The following is an 18,749-nucleotide window of genomic DNA, read 5'->3' as shown; positions in this document are numbered from 1 at the left end:
TCGGCCGGCCCGCGGGCAGCAGGGCGTCGAGCGCGCGTTGGACACGTCCGCGGTCAACCAGTTCGGAATCGCCACAGCCCCTCGAACGGGCACGCCCGACCCGACCCCGACAGACCGGCAGGTGGCGGCGTTACCCCTTGACTCCCCATCCGCGTACCTGTGAACGTCTCCAGTTGCCAGGCCACTTCCGTCTCTCGGACCTTGGGCGTGAGCACGATTGTTGTCAGACCCGGCGGGCTCTCACCGCGCTTCTGCTCTGCCGGGCGAGACTGTGAGACCGCCGCCGGGCATTGATGTGAAGCACCAGCCCTGTGGTCCGGTGATCTCCCACGCCGCCTCCGCCGAGCCGGCTGGGCACTTCAGGTGCAGACCGGCGTCGAACACCATCCTCAGCGCGCCGGACTTGAATGCGACCGCGGACAGGACCGATGTCGCAAGCAGTTGGGAGGCTATGCTCCGCGAGGTCGGAGTCAGGGGAAGACCCGGATTCGTCAGGGCCGACCCGTGCGACAGGAGAGCGGGGCATTTCAGGACGACCTCCCATTCCGAGTCGAGGGACACCGCCGGATGGGGCTCGAGGGCGACCTTGGCAACGCGCCGGCCCCGGAGGTTCAGGATCCACCGGTCAGGGTATTCGACCGGATTCGTATCGGTACTCACCCCTGCACCCTGACCTACTCCATCACAGCGGTCCAGGGAATTGCCATGGCCGTCAAGCCACTTCGATATCCCGCTCGATTGCCTTGAGGCAGCCCCGGCCCGTCCGAAACCTCGCCCGTGCCCAGGCCGAGCGCGGCAGACGCAACTGGGCTCTCGTCGATGTCCACGTCGTCGAGGCGCTCCTCGCCACCCGGCCCAAGGCGCAAGCTCGCGGGAGTTCACCGAAGCGGCCAGGGTCCTGGAGGCGGCGAGGAAGGCCCTGCCGTCGTGCGGCGACTTCGCGGAGACGACCGACAACCCCGCCCCCGAGGAGAGTTCCACCGTCGAATACGCGCTGACCGGCGGTGCCGGCTACGACATCGGTGACGACAGTCTGTCCCTGGAATTCGGCGTGGACGGGCCGTACTCGTTCGTCGTCACCGTCGTCCGGGTAGGGCCGGTACTGGTCAGAGGCATGTCCGTGGGCATGTTCGGCCCACCGGCGGTGGCGATACCCAAGGCGGTCATGAAGGCGCAGGTCGACAAGGTCGCGGCGATCGCGCTCCCCGCACGGTGAGGTCGAGCGACGACGCCCGCCGGAGACCGTGTGGTCGCCGGCACCCGCCGTCTGTCGCCAGGCGATACATCGAACGCCACGGACTCCTCCAGCCCTATGTGGCCGGTATGTAAGCCGGTTGTCAGGAACGCCCCTCGGCGGCGGCGCCGGCCAGGCCGCTGACCCGGCCCGCCCGCGTTCCGGGCGGTCGACCCGTCGCCGACGTCGACATCGAATTCCGCGAACTCGGCAAGCCCGGCGTGTGGGGCCCTTTGCACTGCACCGTCGCCGGCTACTACGCGCACCCGGAAGCGGCACGCTCCCCGGGGAGCTTTTCCGGCTGAGACTCTCGAGCCAAGGGTTTGAGATCCCCATCGGTGGTGTGGACCTGCACGGCGGTCGTCCCGCCGCCCGGCCCAGCGATTCAGGCCCCTTGGCGTGCCGTACGACGTTGCCGACGAGTTCGCTGACCAGGAGTCCGATGTCGGGGACAGTTCCTCCGGGCCCCCGGCCCCAGGCCCTGGCGCACAGCTGGTTCCGTACACGGTGGCGGGCCGTGCCCGCGGCTTGGGGCTCGGCCGGCAGGTCCCACGTTCAGCGGAGGTTCGCGGGTTCTCGTGAGCAAGCCGGCAACGGGAATGCGGCTCGCCCGCAGAGGTCCGGTTGCCCGGGAAGGCCCGCCCGGACAGCCGCCGGCCGAGTTCGCACGTGAGTCGTCGGATGTCCCGGCACTGGGCCTGGTGCACCGGGATGGCGGCCGGGCAGGCTAGTTTGCTCGGGTGACTCTCCTTGATGATGTAGCCGAGCGGGACGGCTGGCGGTGCTGGGTGTGCGACGAACCGGTCGACCCCGACGAGTCGGTGAACGACCCGCGGGGGCCCAGTGTCGACAGCCGGACCGCCGACCGGAAGGCCAAGGTCGCCGAGCGGCTCGCGCACCGCGGGTGCAACACCCGCAAGGGCGCGGTCAAGGTGGTCATCGCCTGGCCGGACCACCTGTACGTGGTCGAACCCGCGCCGCTGATCACCGTTGCCGGGAGGCTGGAGCGCAAGGGCGGCCGCGAGATGGTGGGCCGTTGTCCGACCAGGAAGGACGCCCAGCAGGCGGCGGATTGGTTGGTGGACCGGTTCTCCCGACTGGTGCCGGGGCTGCCGGTGACCGCCGACATCGAGGCGGGCGGCGGTCAGTTCCTCGTCATCCTGGCCACCGGCCGCCGCTGACCGTGTGCCGCCCCGGCCACCCTTGAATCGCGCGGCGCCGGGCGGCTTCAAGCCGTCGCGTGGTGGCCCGGCCCGACCAGGGGCCAGGTGGGGCCCAAGGGCTGGTCGAACCAGACGTGTTGGATGCCGTCGGGTTCGACGCGCAGGCCGAAGCGTTCGGGTCCGGGGCGGCCCCCTGCGGTCCAGCGTGCGTGGGTGTGTTCGATGTCGGCCCACACTCGCGTTCGCCGTACACGGTGACCGCGAACGGGCCCTCGTCGCGGTCTCGGGCGTGGTCGACGTCGGCCCGGTTCGCGCCGGTGGCGTCGATCACCGGCAGGGTGCAGCACCACGGGTTCTCACGCTCGGCTGCACTCCTGCCCGGGCGCGGCAAGACGTGCGTCCGGGAACGGGCTATGCACCGTCGTTGCCCTCGCGCAGGGAACGAATCATGCTCTGCAGGATCCGGAACGCGTCCGACTGTTCGGTCTCGGTCATGCCGGCCAGCATTGCGACCTCGACGGACCGGACCGCCACGGTCGCCTTCTCCAGGCTCCGTCGGCCGCGAGGCGTGAGCCGCGTGGGAAGAACCTTCCCGACGGGTGCCGCCGCGGGCCGGGTCACGTAGCCGTCTCGTTCCAGGGCCTGGAGCAGCACGTTCATCGATTGCCGTGTCACGAATGCGCCCCGCGCGAGCTCGGAGTTCGACAAGCCCGGCCGTTGAGCCAGCAGCTCGAGGCAGGAGTAGTGCGTCACGCTCATCCCGAGTGGTCGCAGCACCTCCTCCATGGCTGCGCGCAGGGCGCTCGAAGCCTCTTTCAGCAGGTAGCCCAGTGATTTGTCCAGGTCGACGCCGGCACCGTTTTGACTCATGTCAGGATTCTGACATACGTTGACTCGTGTCAGGAACCTGACACGAAGAGAAGGAGCAGCACCATGCCCGCCACCGGCCCCGACTTCATCTCGCTCCAGGCACGCGACCTCGACGCTTCGCAGGCGTTCTACGAGCAGTACCTCGGCCTCGTCCGCGCGCAGGCCGGACCTCCGCACGCCGTCGTCTTCGAGACGAAGCCGATCGCGTTCGCACTCCGCGGCGTCATTCCCGGCACGGATCTCGCATCCGTTGCCCAGCCCGGCATCGGTGCCGCGATCTGGCTCCACGCCACCGACGTCCAGGCCATCCACGACGCTCTCGTCGCCGACGGTCACACCATCGTCTCCGCGCCGATCGACGGCCCCTTCGGTCGGACCTTCACCTTCGCCGACCCCGACGGCTACCAGGTCACCCTCCACGACCGCGCCTGATACGCCCGACGCCACCGGACGAGCACCGGTCCCCGCCCCGAAGAGCGCGGTTGCGCCCGAGGCGCGAGAATCCGGGCGACAATCATCGGCTCTTCGCATGCCTCGGACCATCGGCGCGGGGTCGTACCGTCCTTGCCGTCGACGGTGGTCCCGCGATGCGCCCGCGCGCCACCGCGGGGGCGCGGCCAGCACAGAGAACAAGTCGTCGAACAGGTGGATCGCAGATCGGCGGATGAGCGCCCGGGCGATGCCAACCGCGGGCGCTGCCCACCGGACCGGTTCGAGCCGCCCCGGGTGACCGCGGCCGCCCGGCCCTGCGGGAGCCGTTCGACGAACTCCCGGGCCTGCGCGACCTCCACTGGTGGCCGCCGCCCTCACCTGGCTCGCCCGGTGGCGCGCGGCCGCGCCGGGCCACGGCCGCCCGCCCACGACGCCGCCCCCGTCCGGGTGTTCGGACAGGGGCGGCGCGCCTGGTATGTGGTCACACCGCCAGTCGGTGCACGCTCCCGTAGGTCGTCCCCGCGAACAGCCACCGGCCGTCGGCCGACACGGTCAGCGACGACACCGACGGCTCCGGCAGGTTCCTGGTGATCGAGCCCCAGGTCCGGCCGCCGTCGGTGCTGCGCAGCACCCCGAGAGCCGGGGTGAGGTGGTAGTGCGAGCCCGCGAACACCGTCGAGCCGTCCGGGGTGAACGCCAGCGAACTCAGGGCGCCGCTCAGGTCGGCGGCCACCTTCGTCAGGTGCTTGCCGTCGTCGGTGGTCACGTAGAGCGCGTCCTTGGCGGCGATGACCGCGTGGCCCGGGGTGCGCGGGTTCAGCGCGATCGCGCTCACCCAGCCGTCGAGGACCTTGTTCAGGGTGACGCCGCCGTCGGTGGTGCGGAACAGCCCGTCCGGGCCGCCGAGCCAGGCACTGTCGGGATTGGCCCGGTCGACGGCGACGCTGGTGAAGCCCTTCAGGTCGTCGTGCCCGTTCTGGACGAGGGACTCGCCGCCGTCGTTGCTGGTGTACACGGCAGACGGCGAGTGGGTGGCGATGTACAGCCTCTTCGGATCGGCGGGGCTGACCGTGATGCCGAGTGCCTTGCCCGGCACGGCGGTCTGGACGATGGTCCACCGCAGGCCCGCATCGGTCGACTTCTCCAGGTAGAAGCAGGGTTGATCGGAGGTGCAGGTGTTGCGTACCCGGTACACCGTCGAAGGGTTCGACGGATCGGTGGCCAGGCCGTCGATCCGGTTGCCGAAGGTGTGCGGCGCGGTGCCGGAGAAACCCCATTCCTGGTACCCGCGCGGCAGCCGGCTCTTCAGTGGCGCGGACGACTGGTAGCTGCCGGTCATGGTGCCCGCGACGATCGCCGGTCCCGACCTGCCCTGGGCGACGGTCAGCGACAACACTTCGGAGCCGGGCACCCCGATCCGGCGGAAGCTCTGGTGGTCGTCGGTGGTGTAGATGCCCGCGCCGGCCGAGATCACGTCCGTGCCGGGCCGTCCGGGGAAGGTGCCGGTGGCCTCGTACAGGTCGATGCGGGCCAGACCCGCCTCGGCGTGCCAGGTGCGGCCGTTGTCGCGGCTGCCCCATTGCTGCATCTCGCCGGTGGATTGGTTGACCTGGATGTGCAGCCGACCCGAGCCGTCCACGATCGCGGCCAGAACCACCACGTCGGTGCCCCACGGTCCGCGCAGCGCCCGCCAGTGCGCGCCCCGGTCGGTGGAAACCTGCGCGACCTGCAGGTCACCCCTGGCGACCAGGGTGCCGCCGGTGCCGGTGAGCTGATCGACACCCGCGCCGGTCGAGCCGGGGCGAGGCAGCTTCACCGGGGTCCGCGCGCCCCGGCGGAGCACCCAGACATCGGCGCCGGACGTGAAGTACAGGTCGCCGCCGGTGAACTTCGGGTTCCGGGCGTCGGCGGGGGAACCGGGTAGCAGTCGCCAGGTGTTGCCGTGATCGGTGGTGACGTGCACACCGTCGGAGGCAGCGGCGTACAGCCGCGCGCCGGTCGGGTCGAACACGACGCCACCGACCTTGCCCGGGGTGTCCAGCACTTGGGTGAACGTCTTGCCGGCGTCGGTGCTGCGCAGCACGTACCCGTGCCAGTTGTCCTTTTGCCGGCCGCCGGTGAACACCACGTCGGGTCGGAGCGGGCTGGCCGCGACACCGCCGGCTTCGAAGGCGTTCACGGGCAGTTCGTTGCTCTGCTGCCACGTGGTGCCCCGGTCGTCGGATCGGAAGACGACGTTGCCGATCGGGGTCTGCACGTAAGCCCGTTCGGGCCTGGCGGGGGTGAAGGCCAGTTTGCCGCCGTTGCCGTTCGGGCCGACCTGCCGCCATTCGTTGCCCCGGGTGGCCAGGGTCGTCGGCGGGTCGTCGGGGGCCACTGATTGCGCTTCGGCGGGCGCCGCGCCGAACGCGCCGAACACGGTGCCGAAGGCCACCGCGGCGATCAGGAGTAGTCGGCGCCGGGACAGCTTCGCTGAACCCGACCGTGAATGCTGTGCGTTGAACATTCCATCTCCCATGGGGGCCGGAGGTGTGATCTTTGTAGTCGCGGCTCCCGACGGTCGGCCAGGTGTGGCCGGTGTCCGATTGCGGCCGGCGCCGGAATCGGCCATGCTCGCTCGCCATGGAAGATGACGAACTCGTGTTCGGCGCCGTCGGGGTCGCGCCCTTCGACGAGCGGGTCTATCGCACCGTTCTGGCCGGACCGCCGGTCACCGTGCGCGACTTGGCGGAGCGCACCGGCTCGGGCGTCGAGCGGCTGCATTCGGCCCTTGCCCGACTGCGCGGCCACGGTCTGGTCAGCCGGCTCTCGGGCCGCCCCACCCGGTGGGCGGCCGTCAGCCCCACCGCCGCCCTCGCCGCCCTGGTCCGCAACGCCCACGCCGACCTCGGCAGGGTCACCGAGACGGCCGCCGAACTCGAGGCCGTCTACCGCGCGCTCGGCGAGGCCGCCCGCCCCGGCGAGGGCGTCGAATTGCTCACCAGCGCCGACGAACTCGGCCGGTGGTTCGCCCGGCTCCAGCAGGAGGCCACCGAGGAGATCATGAGCCTGGACCGGCCGCCGTACGTCCTCGCCCACGGCAACCCGCTCCAACACACCCTCCTGGGCCGCGGAGTCCGGTACCGCACGATCTACGCCCCCGAGTCGTTCGAGATACCCGGCAACCTCGACGACGTGAGCGGCCTGTCGCGGGCCGGCGAAGAGGCCCGGGTCCTCGCCGGCATCCCGCTGAAGATGTCCGTCGCCGATCGCCGGATCGCCCTGCTGCCCCTGCACCTCGATTCGCCCATCACCCGCAGCGTCGTCATCCGGGGCACCACCCTCGTCGACGCCCTGGTCGCCCTGTTCGAAGGGCTCTGGACACAAGCCGTCCCACTCACCGCCGCCGGCCCCCAGGAGTGCGACCCGCTCGACGCGGAGGACCGGCGGATCCTGAACCTGCTGCTGTCCGGACTCAAGGACGAGACGATCGCCCGGCAGCTGGGCACCAGCACCCGGAGCCTGCGGCGGCGAATGCGGGTGCTCCTCGACGAGTTGGGCGCGGAGAACCGGTTCCAGGCCGGGGTGCAGGCGGTGCGGCGCGGCTGGGTGTAGGGATGGTCGGACGGGCCGGGAGCTGAGCAGCAACGCGACACCGTGGGTGCTGCGGTCTTCGCGGCATCCCGGTGGGGACGGCCGTGCCCGGTGACCGCGGCGTGGGCTCACAGCGCGGCGATCGTCTCGTCGACCCTGCCCTGGGACTCCGACAGCGCGGCCGACTGCTCGACAGCGTGCCCCGTCTCCGCCCTCCGCGCCGGCCGAGACCTGGGCCGAGACCTGCTCGTCCAGTCCGGTCTCGGACAGTGGTCGGGGCGGGCTCGATCGTGTCGACCAAGGCGGGCAGGTCCCGCCTCGCACGTGTCGCCGACTCGGCCGGCTCCCGGGCGTTCATCGCCCCCGCATATGACCTGCGCATCGCGTCGATCACGTCCCGGGCGGACGGAGTCGGCCCGCCGTCGCCCGGAAGTCTCGCCGCCGGCGTCCGCGGCGGGGCGGGCGGCAGGCCGCGTGAGGTACTGTCAGCGCCATACCGCATCGCATGGCGGCCTCCTTCCTCGTGGCGAATCCGTTCGGAGGTCCTCCATGCCTGCTCTCATCGTGCGCCCCTTTCATCGTGACGATCGCGACCAGTTGACCGAGCTCGTCAACGCGCATGTCGCTGCCGTCGTGCCCGGCGCGTCCGTGTCCGTCAATACCGTTCTGGCGCAACTCACCCGGCGCCCCGACGAGTTCATCACCGATCCGTGGGTGGCGGAGCGAGCCACCCTGGTCGCCGAGCAGCGGGGGGCCGTGGTCGCCGCCGCGCATCTGCTGCGCTACCGCGACGACGCCGAGGTCGGCCCGGATCATCGTGGCGCGGGCGAGATCGCCTGGTTCGTCCACCGTCCGCCGGCGACGTTCCGGCCCGACTCCGAGACGGCGGCGGATCAGCTGATGGCCGCGTGCCTGGCCCGGTTGGCACGTTGGCACGTGCGGGTCCGCTACGCCGACGGAGCCCTGCCCGCTCCCGGGGTCTACGGCCTGCCCGATGTGTGGCCGCACGTGCGGGCGGCCTACGAGCGGGCCGGCTTCCGGCACACCGGCCACACCGAAGTGGTGTTGCTCGCCGAGGTCGCCGACCTGGTGTCGCCGCCCGCCGATCCGTCGATGCCCCAACCGGCCGTGCGGCGCACGCTCGGCGAGTGCGGAACCCGGCTGACGGCCCACCTGGACGGCCACGTCCTCGGCTTCATCGAAGTGGACACCGCCCTCGACCGACCCGAGCGGCTGGCCCGCAACGGAGGAATGGCCGACATCGGCAACCTCGTCGTCGAACCGGACCACCGCGTCGACGGGTTGGAGCACTGGCTCCTGGCCCAAGCGGCCCAGTGGCTCCGCCTGGCCGGGGTCGACCGCGTGCTCGCCTACGAGTCGGCCGACGACACGGACGCGATCGGGCGGCTGATCGCCGCCGGCTTCCGCGAGCTGACCCGTACCGACCGAGGATGGGAGCACCGACAGGGGTGACGCGACAGGGATCCGGACGGGCACGTCCCCGTCCGGATCCGCCGGCCGCTATCGCGCACCGAACCGCCGGCTGCCGAGGAGCACACGTTCGCCCCGACCTCCCGTCGGCGTGTTTCACAGGCCCAACTGCCACGTAGACAGCGCCTTTCCAGGTTTCACGGTCATCCAGCGGGTCGAACGGGCCCGCCGTGTCCTGGGGATCACGCTCGACGGGGCCGACGAACGGCCGGCGGTCCATCCGGTGTGCCGCGCCCAACGGTTGGGGTTGTGAACCCGCCGCGACCGCGTGTTCACCCTTGGGCATCGCCGGGGACAACCGGCCCTCCGGTTACTCGGCCATCCCCAGTCGGTATCCGTCCTCGGCGGAAAAGGCCGCGGTCACCGTGAACCGATCCGCGCGCACCAGCGTCTGACGCCACTCGACCGGGCCGACCGTGGCCACTCCCAGGCGGTCGATCGCGAACAGGGCCGTGTTCGACGGACATTCCAGCATCGTGCGTTCGGCGCGATCGGGCACCACGGCACGGATGCGCTCCCATCCCCCGGTGATCCGGATGCCGCAATGCCGCTCCAATTCGGCGTACAGCGCCGTGTGCGTGAAGTCGACCCCCAGCAACGGGGCGGTGACGTCGGCGGGGAGCCATACCCGATCGACGGCGAGCGGCCTCTCGTCGGCGAGGCGAAGGCGCTCCAGGTGGACCAGCGGTGTCGACTCCTCCAGGCCGAGCCGGGCCGCGACCACGCCGTCGGCACGCCGATCCAGCACCCGCACCACACTGCGCTGCACCGCACCGATCTCCTCGACCGAGGCGAAGAGGCTGTACGGTCGGCCCACCTGCTGTTCCATCGACGTCTCCGCGAGTGCGGACACGCGTCCCCGGTGCGCCGTGACGACGCCTTCGCTGCGCAACTGGCGCAGGGCCTCGCGAACCGTGTGGCGGCTGACTCCGTAGTCGGCCGCGAGGGCGTGCTCGCCGGGGAAGTGGTCGCGGAACTGGTCGGCCTCCAGGCGACGGCGCAGGTCGGCTCGCAGTTGGACCCACAGCGGCACTCCGCTCGCGCGATCGACGGGATTCGCTCCCGCGGGCTGCGTTGATGTCACCGAGGGTTCCCCTGACGTGCGACGGACCCGTGCTCGTGTCCTGTGTGAGGCCACGAAGGTACGGAAGCGTGCCGTCCGGTGGCAACTCCGCGCGGACCCACCGTGGTCCTCCGGGGTGCATGCTCGGGCGATCCGCGTACCGGGCGACACGGCAACCGTGCGATCGGTCAACGAAGGGCATCCACGAGCATGAACACCGCCAAGGCGACGAGAAGCGCGGCGAACATCCGCTGAAGGGCGATCCCCGACAGCCGGGCGGCCAGACGTTTGCCGTCCCAGGCCCCCAGGATCGCCGCGCCGGCGAAGGGGCCGAGCGTCGCCGGATCGAATGTGGTCGGCCCCACCGCCAACCGGGCGGTGAGCGCGGCTACGGAATTGACGGCGATCACGACCAGGCTCGTACCGACCGCCAGGCGCATGCGCAGCGACAGGACGCTCACCAGGGTGGGCACGGCGAGGAATCCTCCGCCGACGCCGAGCAGACCCGTGACGGTGCCCAGACCCGCTCCCGCGCCCATCACCTTGCCGATGCCCTGTGCCCCACGGATCGACCTCTCGTTCGCGCCTGGATCGGGTGCGCCGTTCTCCACTCCTTCGCCCGGGCCGGCATTGCGGAGCATCGCGATGGCGGCGAGCAGCGTGACCACGGCGAATGCCGTCGTGAGCGCGGCCTTGGGGATGTGGCCCGCCAGGACGGAAGCGGCGATGGCGGGGAGCACGCCGGCCGCGGCGAAGAGCACGCCGACCCGCCAGCGTACGGTGCCCGCTCTGGCGTGACGGAACACAGCCGTCACCGAGGTCGCGGTCACCACGATCAGGCTGGTGGTGGACGCGTCGGCCGGTGCCAGGTGCAGCAGGTACACCAGTGCGGGTACGGCGAGGACGCCCCCGCCGCCGCCGAGCGCGCCGATGGCGAGCCCGACCGCGGCACCGGACACGAGCGCGACGATCAGTACGCTCACCTCGCGGCCGAAACGTCGGGGACGGCGCGCCTCACGGAGAGTCCGGTCGTGCGATGGGGTGCTCGGCGCTGTAGGAGGCGAAGCCGCCCTGGAGGTCGGACACGTTCGTGAAGCCCGCCGCACGCAGGATCGACGCGGCGATGGAGGACCTGCGGCCGCTCGCACAGAACACGGCGACGGCCTCACCGCGCGCCAACTCGTTTATTCGCGAGGGGAGTTCGGGGAGTGGGATCAGTCGGGCCCCGGGGATCGTGCCATCGGCGCGTACTTCGCCGGGGTTGCGGACGTCCACGACGCGCGTGTCCGAGTCGAGCACGACGAACTCGTCGACGCGATGCCGTACGGCGGTCCGACGGTATTCGGGCTCGATCCCGGGTGCCCCGTCGGCCAGCGCTCCCGGCACACGGTCGAAGCCGATCCGGGCCAGCCGGTTGCGGGCCTCGCGTTCGGTGCCGGGGTCGCAGACGAGCAGGATGGGACTGTGTGCGCTCAGGACCTCGCCGGCGAGTTCCGCGAATCGACCGCACAGGGGGACGTTGATCGAGTCGGCGAGGTGTCCGGCGGCGAACGCGTCGGGATCTCGGGTGTCCAGGACGACTCCCCCGGTCGACCGGGCGCGCAGGAACTCCCCGAACGACAGGGCGGGGACGTGGGTGCTCTCGTCCAGTGTCGGCCGCTCCTGGCGATTGCGCGCGGACGTGTAGGCGAAGTAGCGCGGCGCGGGGATCTGTTCGGAGCACACCAGGTCCACGAAGTCGCCCTCGGCCATCTCGGCCAGCGCGTGGTTCGTGCGCCGTTGTTCGCCGATGGTGCTGTGGTGTTCGGCGGACAGGTTCTTCCCGCAGGACGACCCGCTCCCGTGGGCGGGATAGACGCCGGTGGCGTCGGGGAGGGCAAGCAGGCGTCGGGTGGAACGGAACAGGGCACGGGCCGACTTCTCCGTGGACCAGTCGGCGCAGGCGGCCAGGTCGGGACGTCCCACGTCGCCCACGAACAACGTGTCTCCGGTCAGCACGCCGAAGGGCACCTTGTCGCCCGCGTGGGCTCTGACGACCACGCAGATCGACTCCGGGGTGTGTCCGGGGGTGTGCAGGATCTCGAGTTCGACGTCACCGAGCGAGAGTTTCCGGCCGTCGGGCAGCGGATGGGCGGCGAAGTCGACTTGGGCGGCGGAGCCGTAGGAGATCAGCGCCTCGGTGTGGGCGGCGAGTTCGAGGTGTCCGGACAGGAAGTCGGCGTGCACGTGGGTTTCGATGACCCGCTCGATGTTCAGGTTCAGTCGTGCGGCGTCGGCGATGTACTCGCCCACGTCGCGTTGGGGGTCGACCACGACCGCGCGTCCGGATCCGCGGTCGCCGACGAGATACGAGGCATGGGAGAGACAATCCAGGTAGTACTGCTTGAAAACGAGTGTATCGACGCGTTCCACGGAGAGGCTCCCGCCGGGTCGGATGGGTGGGTTACGCCGGATGCGGCGGGCGCGGACGGGTGCAACTCGTCGCGGCGGCCGCGCGGCGGTGGCGATGTGGCTAGGCGCGTCCGCGAAGCATCAGGTTCCAATACAGGAACGGCAGTCCGTAGCGCTTGAGGTACCACATGTCGGTGCGTTCCCGGGTTGTGTCGATCACCGGGATGGAGGGGGTGGGCTTCATCGAGTAGTCGAACTCCGCGAGCAGCGTTTTGCCCCGTGCTGTGGTCAGCGGGCAGGACGCGTATCCGTCGTAGCGGGCCGGTGGCTTGAGACCGTTCATGCGCGCGAGGAGGTTTCGCACGACGACCGGGGCCTGTTTGCGCACCGCGGCACCGGTCTTGGAATTCGGCGACGAGCCGACGTCGCCCAGCGCGAAGACGTCGGGGTAGCGCGGGTGTTGCATGGTCCATTGGTCGACGAGGACGTAGCCCGCGGGGCTCTCGGGATCGGCCAGGACGCTCTTCTTGATCCAGTCCGGCGCGCTCTGGGGAGGCACCAGGTGCGCCATGGTGTAGGGCAGCGTGGTGGCTACCCGGGTGCCGTTGTGGGTGACCACGACTTCCTTGGACCCGGAACGGACCTCGCTCACCTCGCTGTCGAAGTGCACGGTGATGCCGTATCGCCGAACAACCCGATCCAGGACGCGAGAGAACTCCGGGACCGCGAACATGGTGGATGTCGGGAGCACCAGGTGCACGTCGATGTTGCCCAGGACCCCTTCGCGGCGCCAGTAGTCGGCGGCCAGGTAGGCGATCTTCTGGGGCGCGCCACCGCACTTGATGGGCCCCGACGGCATGCCGAACACGGCGGTTCCCGATCGGGTGTCCCGGATGAAGCGCCATGTCGCCGGTGCCGTTTCGGGCAGGTAGTTGCTGGAGACGCCCTCCTCGCCGAGCGTGGCCTCCAGTCCGGGGATTCTCGACCAGTCGAGCTGGATCCCGGGACACACCACGAGGCACTCGTAGCCGATGGTCCTCCCGTCGTCCAGGGTCACTTCCCGCACGTCGGGATCGATGTGGACCGCACTCCGACGGATCGACCGCACTCCTCGAGGCACGACGGACGCCTGCGGGCGCGTGCTCTCCCCGATCTCCGCCAGTCCGCCGCCGACCAGGGTCCACAGAGGTTGGTAGTAGTGCCGGGTTGCCGGATCGATGATCGCGACATCGCGCTCGCCGGAGCGGCGCAGCCGCGCCGCCACGGTGATACCCGCGCTCCCTCCCCCGACGATCACTGTCCGATGACGTTGCGTCGACACCATCATGACCTCCAGGACATCAAATGTGCAGACATTTAATCTGGCCACATGTCTCCCGGTTTCCGCAAGAGAATGTACGTACATTTTGGATCCACCTTGTGCGGGGGCATCCGAGTCGGCCGGACGGTGCGGCGGCGGCCTTGGGCCGGCGAAGGGCAGCCCGGTCCGAGCCACCGGTGACGCCCGGCAACCGCGGCGTCGGCGACATGTCCCCTGTCGCGTGGCTTCGCACGAAGAGTCGCGGCGCGGCGCGACGGCAGCGCGGCCATGGCCGAGGAAGGCGCCCTGAACCCTGGGGTCGGAGTTCGCCCGCCACCGCGGCCCGGCCGACGTGCTCGAAACCTGTCCGGCGAGCCGGCCACCGGCACTCGCCCCCGGCGCGCGTGATCCGAGCCCGCCCTGGGCCCGTTTACGCTCACACCGCGAACTCGGCCTCCGGGAGGGCCTGTTCGATCCAGACGATCTCGCCCCCGGGGACGCCCCGCGTGCCCCATCGCTCCGCGCACTCGGCGACCAGGAACAATCCCCGGCCGGCCTCCACGCACCGACTCGAAAAGGCTGGTGCCGAGGCCCGAACTCAGGGGACGGCGCGAGACTCATGATGTCGCGAGGTTGTCGGTTCCGGACCTCTGGATCGGCCGAACTCGCCCGCGCCGCACCGGTATTGGCGCCCACGATCGCATTCGTGCCTGGCGGAGAACCCGGTGGTTGCATACCAACCGAGGTCGCGACCGTTCACGACTCGGGGCCATAGACGCGCGCGGAACGCAAAGGCTCCCCCGGGTGATCCCGCCGACCTCCAGTCGGACGAGACGCGCGCGGGGCGTCATCGGCGGCTGTCGCAACTACGCGTCTTCGATGGGGGTTTGCCTCGCCGACGGGATCATCACCCGCGAACCGGCCCCGGAACTGCGCGCGGCGGCGTTCGCGGGCGCCGCCGAGATCCGCGCCGACAGCGACCCCGACCCCGGCGCGGGGCTTCCGCGAACATGATCGTCACCGTGACGAACGGCGCCGTGTCGAGGCGGCGTCGCCGATATATTGCCACCGCCGGTCGGCATATCCCGGATTTCGGATACATCAGGGTCCGCGAACGTGTCATGGGTATTACCGAGAGCGTGGTCTCCACCGGCGACGGGCTGCTCGTTGCCGGCGACACCGTCGCGGTGCACGGGGAATCGCTCGCCGCCCTCGCCGCGGCCGCGCTCGCGCTGGGCAGCCGGACCGCGGGGGAGGCGGGTCTGGGCGGCCTGCGCGACGTGGTGGCCCGCTGCAACGGCGGACACGTGGTGATCCTGGCGATCGGCAACCACGCGCTGCTGGCGGTTGTCGGCGACGAGGGGTTGGACATCGCCGGGCTGTATCGCGAGTCGCCCGCCTCGATCGCCCGCCTGGACCGGATCCTGACCGGAGCCGCGTAGTCGGGCGAACACCCGCCCGCCGACGCGGCCATCGACGGGGCGACGACCTGGGCGCGTACGTGGAACGGGACTCCAACTGGAAGTGTCGATACCGCAGATGCTCCGTGGCGTGGCATCCGAGAATCCCGGAGGCGGCCGGGCTCGGCGTCGGTGATTCGCACAGGATCGGTGGTCGTTCTTCGTGCGTGGCGACGATCCCCCGGTTTCCGGCCACTGCCTACCGTGATCGTCCGCAGCGGCGCAGGCCGCGCTCCGAGGAGGTTTCCCGTGACGAGACGATCCGAATTGCCGGGTACGACGCCCGCAGACCGCCGATGGGCACCGGGCGCCGAGTCGGGTGCGGTGCGCGGCGGCGGGCACGCCGTGGCCGGGCGTTCCCCGGACGCCGAGTGCTTCGCGGTCACCGGGCACTTCCCGGGAGGCGCGCGATGAGACGCGTCTCGCGTGGGGTCGTGGGGACCCTCGTCCTGGGTCTGCTCGCCGCCGGATGCGGTGGGAGCGGTGGGGGTGGCGCCGGCGGCGACGGCGACACGCTGACCGTCGGGGTCATCGCCGATCCCGGTGGCCTGAATCCACTCACCGCGCTGAACGCGAGTGCGTTCATGCTGAACCGCTTCTCCTACGACGGGCTGCTCAACATCCAGCCCGACGGGCGCATCGTCTCCGGTGTCGCCGAGAAGTGGACGACCGACGCGACCACCGCGAGCTTCACCCTCAAGCGCGGCGTCACGTGCGACGACGGTACGCCGTTGACCGCCTCCGCGATCGCGGCGCAGTACGCCTACATCGCCGAGCCGGCCAACGCGTCGCCCATGCTCGGCATGATCGTGCCCACCGGTCTCACCGTCTCCGCCGACGACGCCGCCGGCACCTTGACGTTCAAGACGCCGGAGCCCACTCCCTTCCTGCTGCGCAATGCCGCGACGCTGCAACTGGTGTGCCCCTCCGGCATGCGCGCGCAGGGCAGGCTGGACCACGCCTCGGACGGCACCGGGCCCTACCGGCTGACCGAGGCGGTACCGGGCGACCACTTCACCTTCACCAAGCGGCAGGGCTACACCTGGGGTCCGGACGGCGTGGACAACGCCCGCACCCCGGACCGGGTGGTCTTCAAGGTGATCGGCAACGAGTCCACCCGGACCAATCTGCTCCTGGGCGGCCAGTTGGACGTCACGACGGTGGTCGGCCCCGATCGATCCCGGCTGGCCGCGGCCGGGATCAAGTCCACGGCCATGCAGGACCCGCTCGGCCAGTTGTTGTTCAACGAGGACCCGAACCGGGTCACCGCCGATCCGCAGGTGCGTCGGGCGCTGGTCACCGCGATCGACCTCCGGCAACTCGGCGCGGTCGCCACCGGCGGCAAGGGAGTGCGGCCGACCCGACTGGGCACCGCGATGTCCCCTCCCTGTCCGACCGACTCGGTCACCGCCAACCTGCCGACGCACGACGTGGACCGCGCCGCCGAGTTGCTGAGCACCGCCGGGTGGAAGAAGTCCGGTGGGTACTGGACCAAGGACGGGCGGCAACTGTCCATCACCGTGCCCTACCCGGGCCTGTCCGGCACCCAGGTCGTCGCGGCGGCCGAGCTGGCGGTCAAGCAGTGGAAGTCGTTCGGCGTGAGGGTGACCCTGCAGCCGACCACGCCGGCAACGAAGGTGTCCACGCTGATGACCGGCCAGTGGGACGTGGCGTGGGCGCCGCTGTCACTGAGCACGCCCGACCAGATGCTTCCGTTCTACTCCGGGACCAAGCCGCCCGAGGGCCTCAACTTCGGTTCCGTGCGGAACCCGGAGTACGAGCGCCTGACCGCGCTCGCGATGGCCAAGCCGGACACCGCGGGCTGCGCCGAATGGACCGCGGCGGAGGAGGAGTTGATGAAGCGAATCGATGTGATCACCTTCATCGACAGCAACGTCCCCTACTTCACCCGGGGCTACGCGTTCGAGGTCGACGGCGGCGGTTTCCTGCCCACATCCCTGCGCCGCACCGACGCGGCCTGACCGCCCGCGCGGACCGCGATTCGGCGGGAAGGTACTCGCGCGGCGTCGACCGCAGCCGCTGGACGGTGCGGGTGCGTTCCGGGTCAGGGTCCGACGGGCGCGGGCGCGGGCGACGACCATGACGGCCGCCCGAAGCGGAACCCAGGCCCTGTCCGCCGGATCCTGGGGGGTCCGCGCCGCCCGGCACCGCGCCTCGCCGCACCGGAGAAACAGCCGAAGAGAACCACCATGCGGCTGCTTCTCCGGCACGCCGATGCACGGCATCCGCCCTTCGGGCTCCTCGCTGCGCTCACGACGCGGCCCGATCCACCAAGATCCGCCGGACAGGGCCTAGCAGTGGGTGGTGACGCGACGCGCGAAGGCCAGGGACCGGGCGAAGATCTCCGCCACTGCGGCGTCCGGCAGTCCGTGCCAGCCGTGGTCCGCGCCGGGCACCGTCCACAAGTCGACGGGGGCCCCGACCTGATCCAGTGCCGAGGCCAGGGATTCGCTGTGCGAGCACGCGACCAGGGTGTCCGCGTCGCCGTGGACGAGGAGGAACGGCGGCGCGCCGGGGTGCACGTGCGCGAGCGGACCGGCGGCGTGGGCGCGCTCCGGGACGGCCGCCGGAGCCGCGCCGAGCAGGAGTGCCTCGGGGGTGGTGGCGTCCTCGGGCGTGAAGCGGCCCCGCGCGGTGGTCAGGTCGCCGGGCGCGTACCAGACCACGGCACCGGCGGGCCGCGGGTCGGTGTGGGTCAGGGCCAGGAGCGAGGCGAGGTGGCCACCGGCGGACTCTCCCCATACAACGGTCCGCCGGGTGTCGATGCCGAGTTCCGCAGAGCGCAGGGTGAGCCAGCGCAGTGCGGTGCCCAAGTCGTCGAGCGGGGCGGGAAACGTGGCCTCGCCGCTGAGCCGATAGTCGGCGCACGCGACGGCGAAGCCCGCTTTCGCCAGGCGCGCGAAGGGCCCGGGATTCCAGCGGCGGGTACGGAACCCCATGTCGTCGCGCCGCCCCCGGCGCCAGGCACCGCCGTGGACGAACAGCACCAGCGGAAGCGGCTCGGACCGGTCGGTCTCGGGCAGCCACAGGTCGAGTTCCAGCGGACGGCTGCCCTCGAGCTTGCCGTACGGCACCGCGCGCATCTCGCGGCGGCCGGGCGCCTTCGAGGCCGCGGACGGCAGCGGCGCGTGGTCGGGGTGGGGTGCGGCGATCAGTTCCCGCAGCAAGGGTGCCGTTGTTGCGCAGCGGATACGGGCTGGCAAGGCGGTGTTCCTTCTGCCAGGCCATCACACGGTGACGATCGCCCCCGCGGTACCCGCTCCACGGGCGGCCACTTCGGGCACGGAACTCACCGACTCCCCGTGCCGTACGGCGCCGGAAGTCGGATACCCATCGGGTCGTGTGTGCGGGCCTCTCACGATCCTGTCAACGACCGGACGCCGCCCCCGGATGCGGCGCCCCAGCCGCTCCCCCGGCCGAGTATCGGCCGAGCGGCGGAGGCGTCGTTCTTCGGAACCGCGTCGGGGACGAACCCGGGAGGACGGTCACACGGTCGGTGCGATCTGCTCCGGGTCCACGGTCACCCGCACCTCCCGAGTGCCACCGAACACGCCCGCGACGGTGAACGTCACGTCCAGGCGCCCGAACGCGGTGTGGGTGACGAACCCGACCGAGTCCTTGGGCACGGACGCCTGCGCCCACCCGTCGAGATCCTTGGCCGCCCTCACCTTGTCGCCGACGTTCATCCGACCCCCGTCCGCCGCACCGACCCGACCTGCGGAGTCCGCGCTCCGTGCCGGACCGGTCAGTA

At 71.0% G+C, this 18,749-nt stretch carries 19 protein-coding genes; 9 read left to right on the top strand and 10 right to left on the bottom strand.

The genetic code is table 11. From position 1 onward, the window contains the following. Window positions 1-240: 240 nt before the first annotated feature. The gene (locus ACIRL2_RS28170; RefSeq protein ID WP_402235552.1) at window positions 241-660 is read right to left on the bottom strand and encodes a DUF6188 family protein; all 420 of its coding nucleotides are present in this window, start codon (window positions 658-660) and stop codon (window positions 241-243) included. 391 nt (window positions 661-1,051) lie between these two features. Between ACIRL2_RS28170 and ACIRL2_RS28165 the strand changes: the two genes are divergently transcribed. Together ACIRL2_RS28165 and ACIRL2_RS28160 are read left to right on the top strand one after the other, a co-directional pair. After that, window positions 1,052-1,216, top strand: a complete 165-nt coding sequence (locus ACIRL2_RS28165) for a hypothetical protein (RefSeq protein WP_395868629.1) — start codon at window positions 1,052-1,054, stop codon at window positions 1,214-1,216. Between the two features lie 758 nt (window positions 1,217-1,974). Next, complete coding sequence (locus ACIRL2_RS28160; RefSeq protein WP_395868631.1) at window positions 1,975-2,415, top strand: hypothetical protein; 441 nt, start codon at window positions 1,975-1,977, stop codon at window positions 2,413-2,415. Window positions 2,416-2,808: 393 nt separating this feature from the next. Here ACIRL2_RS28160 and ACIRL2_RS28155 read toward each other — a convergent pair whose 3' ends face one another. Further along, a complete protein-coding gene (locus ACIRL2_RS28155) occupies window positions 2,809-3,267 on the bottom strand; it encodes a MarR family winged helix-turn-helix transcriptional regulator (RefSeq protein WP_395868633.1) in 459 nt (152 codons plus the stop codon). A gap of 63 nt (window positions 3,268-3,330) precedes the next feature. Here ACIRL2_RS28155 and ACIRL2_RS28150 point away from each other — a divergent pair, with 63 nt between their 5' ends. Then, window positions 3,331-3,699: a VOC family protein gene (locus ACIRL2_RS28150; protein WP_395868635.1), complete on the top strand. Its 369-nt coding sequence runs from the start codon at window positions 3,331-3,333 to the stop codon at window positions 3,697-3,699. A 481-nt stretch (window positions 3,700-4,180) separates the two neighbouring features. Here the strand turns inward: ACIRL2_RS28150 and ACIRL2_RS28145 are convergent, their stop codons facing one another. Then, window positions 4,181-6,205 (bottom strand): WD40/YVTN/BNR-like repeat-containing protein, encoded by a 2,025-nt coding sequence (locus ACIRL2_RS28145; protein ID WP_402235548.1) that lies wholly within the window; start codon window positions 6,203-6,205, stop codon window positions 4,181-4,183. Between the two features lie 116 nt (window positions 6,206-6,321). Between ACIRL2_RS28145 and ACIRL2_RS28140 the strand changes: the two genes are divergently transcribed. Both ACIRL2_RS28140 and ACIRL2_RS28135 read left to right on the top strand, forming a co-directional pair. Continuing rightward, window positions 6,322-7,293: a helix-turn-helix domain-containing protein gene (locus tag ACIRL2_RS28140; RefSeq protein ID WP_395868639.1), complete on the top strand. Its 972-nt coding sequence runs from the start codon at window positions 6,322-6,324 to the stop codon at window positions 7,291-7,293. A gap of 528 nt (window positions 7,294-7,821) precedes the next feature. Next, window positions 7,822-8,745, top strand: a complete 924-nt coding sequence (locus ACIRL2_RS28135) for a GNAT family N-acetyltransferase (RefSeq protein ID WP_402235546.1) — start codon at window positions 7,822-7,824, stop codon at window positions 8,743-8,745. Window positions 8,746-9,073: 328 nt separating this feature from the next. Here ACIRL2_RS28135 and ACIRL2_RS28130 read toward each other — a convergent pair whose 3' ends face one another. The 5 genes from ACIRL2_RS28130 to ACIRL2_RS28110 all read right to left on the bottom strand — a co-directional run bounded on the left by ACIRL2_RS28130 (window position 9,074) and on the right by ACIRL2_RS28110 (window position 14,079). Next, entirely contained in the window at window positions 9,074-9,847 is a 774-nt protein-coding gene (locus ACIRL2_RS28130) for a GntR family transcriptional regulator (RefSeq protein WP_395868643.1), read from the bottom strand. A 167-nt stretch (window positions 9,848-10,014) separates the two neighbouring features. After that, window positions 10,015-10,809: a sulfite exporter TauE/SafE family protein gene (locus ACIRL2_RS28125; RefSeq protein WP_395868645.1), complete on the bottom strand. Its 795-nt coding sequence runs from the start codon at window positions 10,807-10,809 to the stop codon at window positions 10,015-10,017. A 31-nt stretch (window positions 10,810-10,840) separates the two neighbouring features. Continuing rightward, window positions 10,841-12,238: a rhodanese-like domain-containing protein gene (locus ACIRL2_RS28120; RefSeq protein ID WP_402235542.1), complete on the bottom strand. Its 1,398-nt coding sequence runs from the start codon at window positions 12,236-12,238 to the stop codon at window positions 10,841-10,843. A 100-nt stretch (window positions 12,239-12,338) separates the two neighbouring features. Next, entirely contained in the window at window positions 12,339-13,544 is a 1,206-nt protein-coding gene (locus ACIRL2_RS28115) for an FAD-dependent oxidoreductase (protein ID WP_395868649.1), read from the bottom strand. Window positions 13,545-13,953: 409 nt separating this feature from the next. Continuing rightward, window positions 13,954-14,079: a hypothetical protein gene (locus ACIRL2_RS28110; protein ID WP_395868651.1), complete on the bottom strand. Its 126-nt coding sequence runs from the start codon at window positions 14,077-14,079 to the stop codon at window positions 13,954-13,956. Between the two features lie 317 nt (window positions 14,080-14,396). Here ACIRL2_RS28110 and ACIRL2_RS28105 point away from each other — a divergent pair, with 317 nt between their 5' ends. From ACIRL2_RS28105 to ACIRL2_RS28090, 4 genes are all read left to right on the top strand, one after another. Next, window positions 14,397-14,531 (top strand): hypothetical protein, encoded by a 135-nt coding sequence (locus ACIRL2_RS28105; RefSeq protein ID WP_402235539.1) that lies wholly within the window; start codon window positions 14,397-14,399, stop codon window positions 14,529-14,531. A gap of 107 nt (window positions 14,532-14,638) precedes the next feature. After that, window positions 14,639-14,959: a roadblock/LC7 domain-containing protein gene (locus ACIRL2_RS28100; RefSeq protein WP_395868655.1), complete on the top strand. Its 321-nt coding sequence runs from the start codon at window positions 14,639-14,641 to the stop codon at window positions 14,957-14,959. A 267-nt stretch (window positions 14,960-15,226) separates the two neighbouring features. Continuing rightward, window positions 15,227-15,391: a hypothetical protein gene (locus ACIRL2_RS28095; protein WP_402235538.1), complete on the top strand. Its 165-nt coding sequence runs from the start codon at window positions 15,227-15,229 to the stop codon at window positions 15,389-15,391. A 20-nt stretch (window positions 15,392-15,411) separates the two neighbouring features. Beyond that, entirely contained in the window at window positions 15,412-16,959 is a 1,548-nt protein-coding gene (locus tag ACIRL2_RS28090) for an ABC transporter substrate-binding protein (protein ID WP_395868657.1), read from the top strand. 330 nt (window positions 16,960-17,289) lie between these two features. Here ACIRL2_RS28090 and ACIRL2_RS28085 read toward each other — a convergent pair whose 3' ends face one another. Further along, window positions 17,290-18,201: an alpha/beta hydrolase fold domain-containing protein gene (locus ACIRL2_RS28085; protein ID WP_395868659.1), complete on the bottom strand. Its 912-nt coding sequence runs from the start codon at window positions 18,199-18,201 to the stop codon at window positions 17,290-17,292. A 282-nt stretch (window positions 18,202-18,483) separates the two neighbouring features. Continuing rightward, window positions 18,484-18,684, bottom strand: a complete 201-nt coding sequence (locus ACIRL2_RS28080; RefSeq protein WP_395868661.1) for a hypothetical protein — start codon at window positions 18,682-18,684, stop codon at window positions 18,484-18,486. Window positions 18,685-18,749: the final 65 nt, after the last annotated feature.

It is taken from the genome of Embleya sp. NPDC127516, from assembly GCF_044765325.1.
Lineage (GTDB): Bacteria > Actinomycetota > Actinomycetes > Streptomycetales > Streptomycetaceae > Embleya.
The sequence above is the reverse complement of the archived record's forward strand: the minus strand, read 5'-3'. Positions and strand labels throughout refer to the sequence as shown.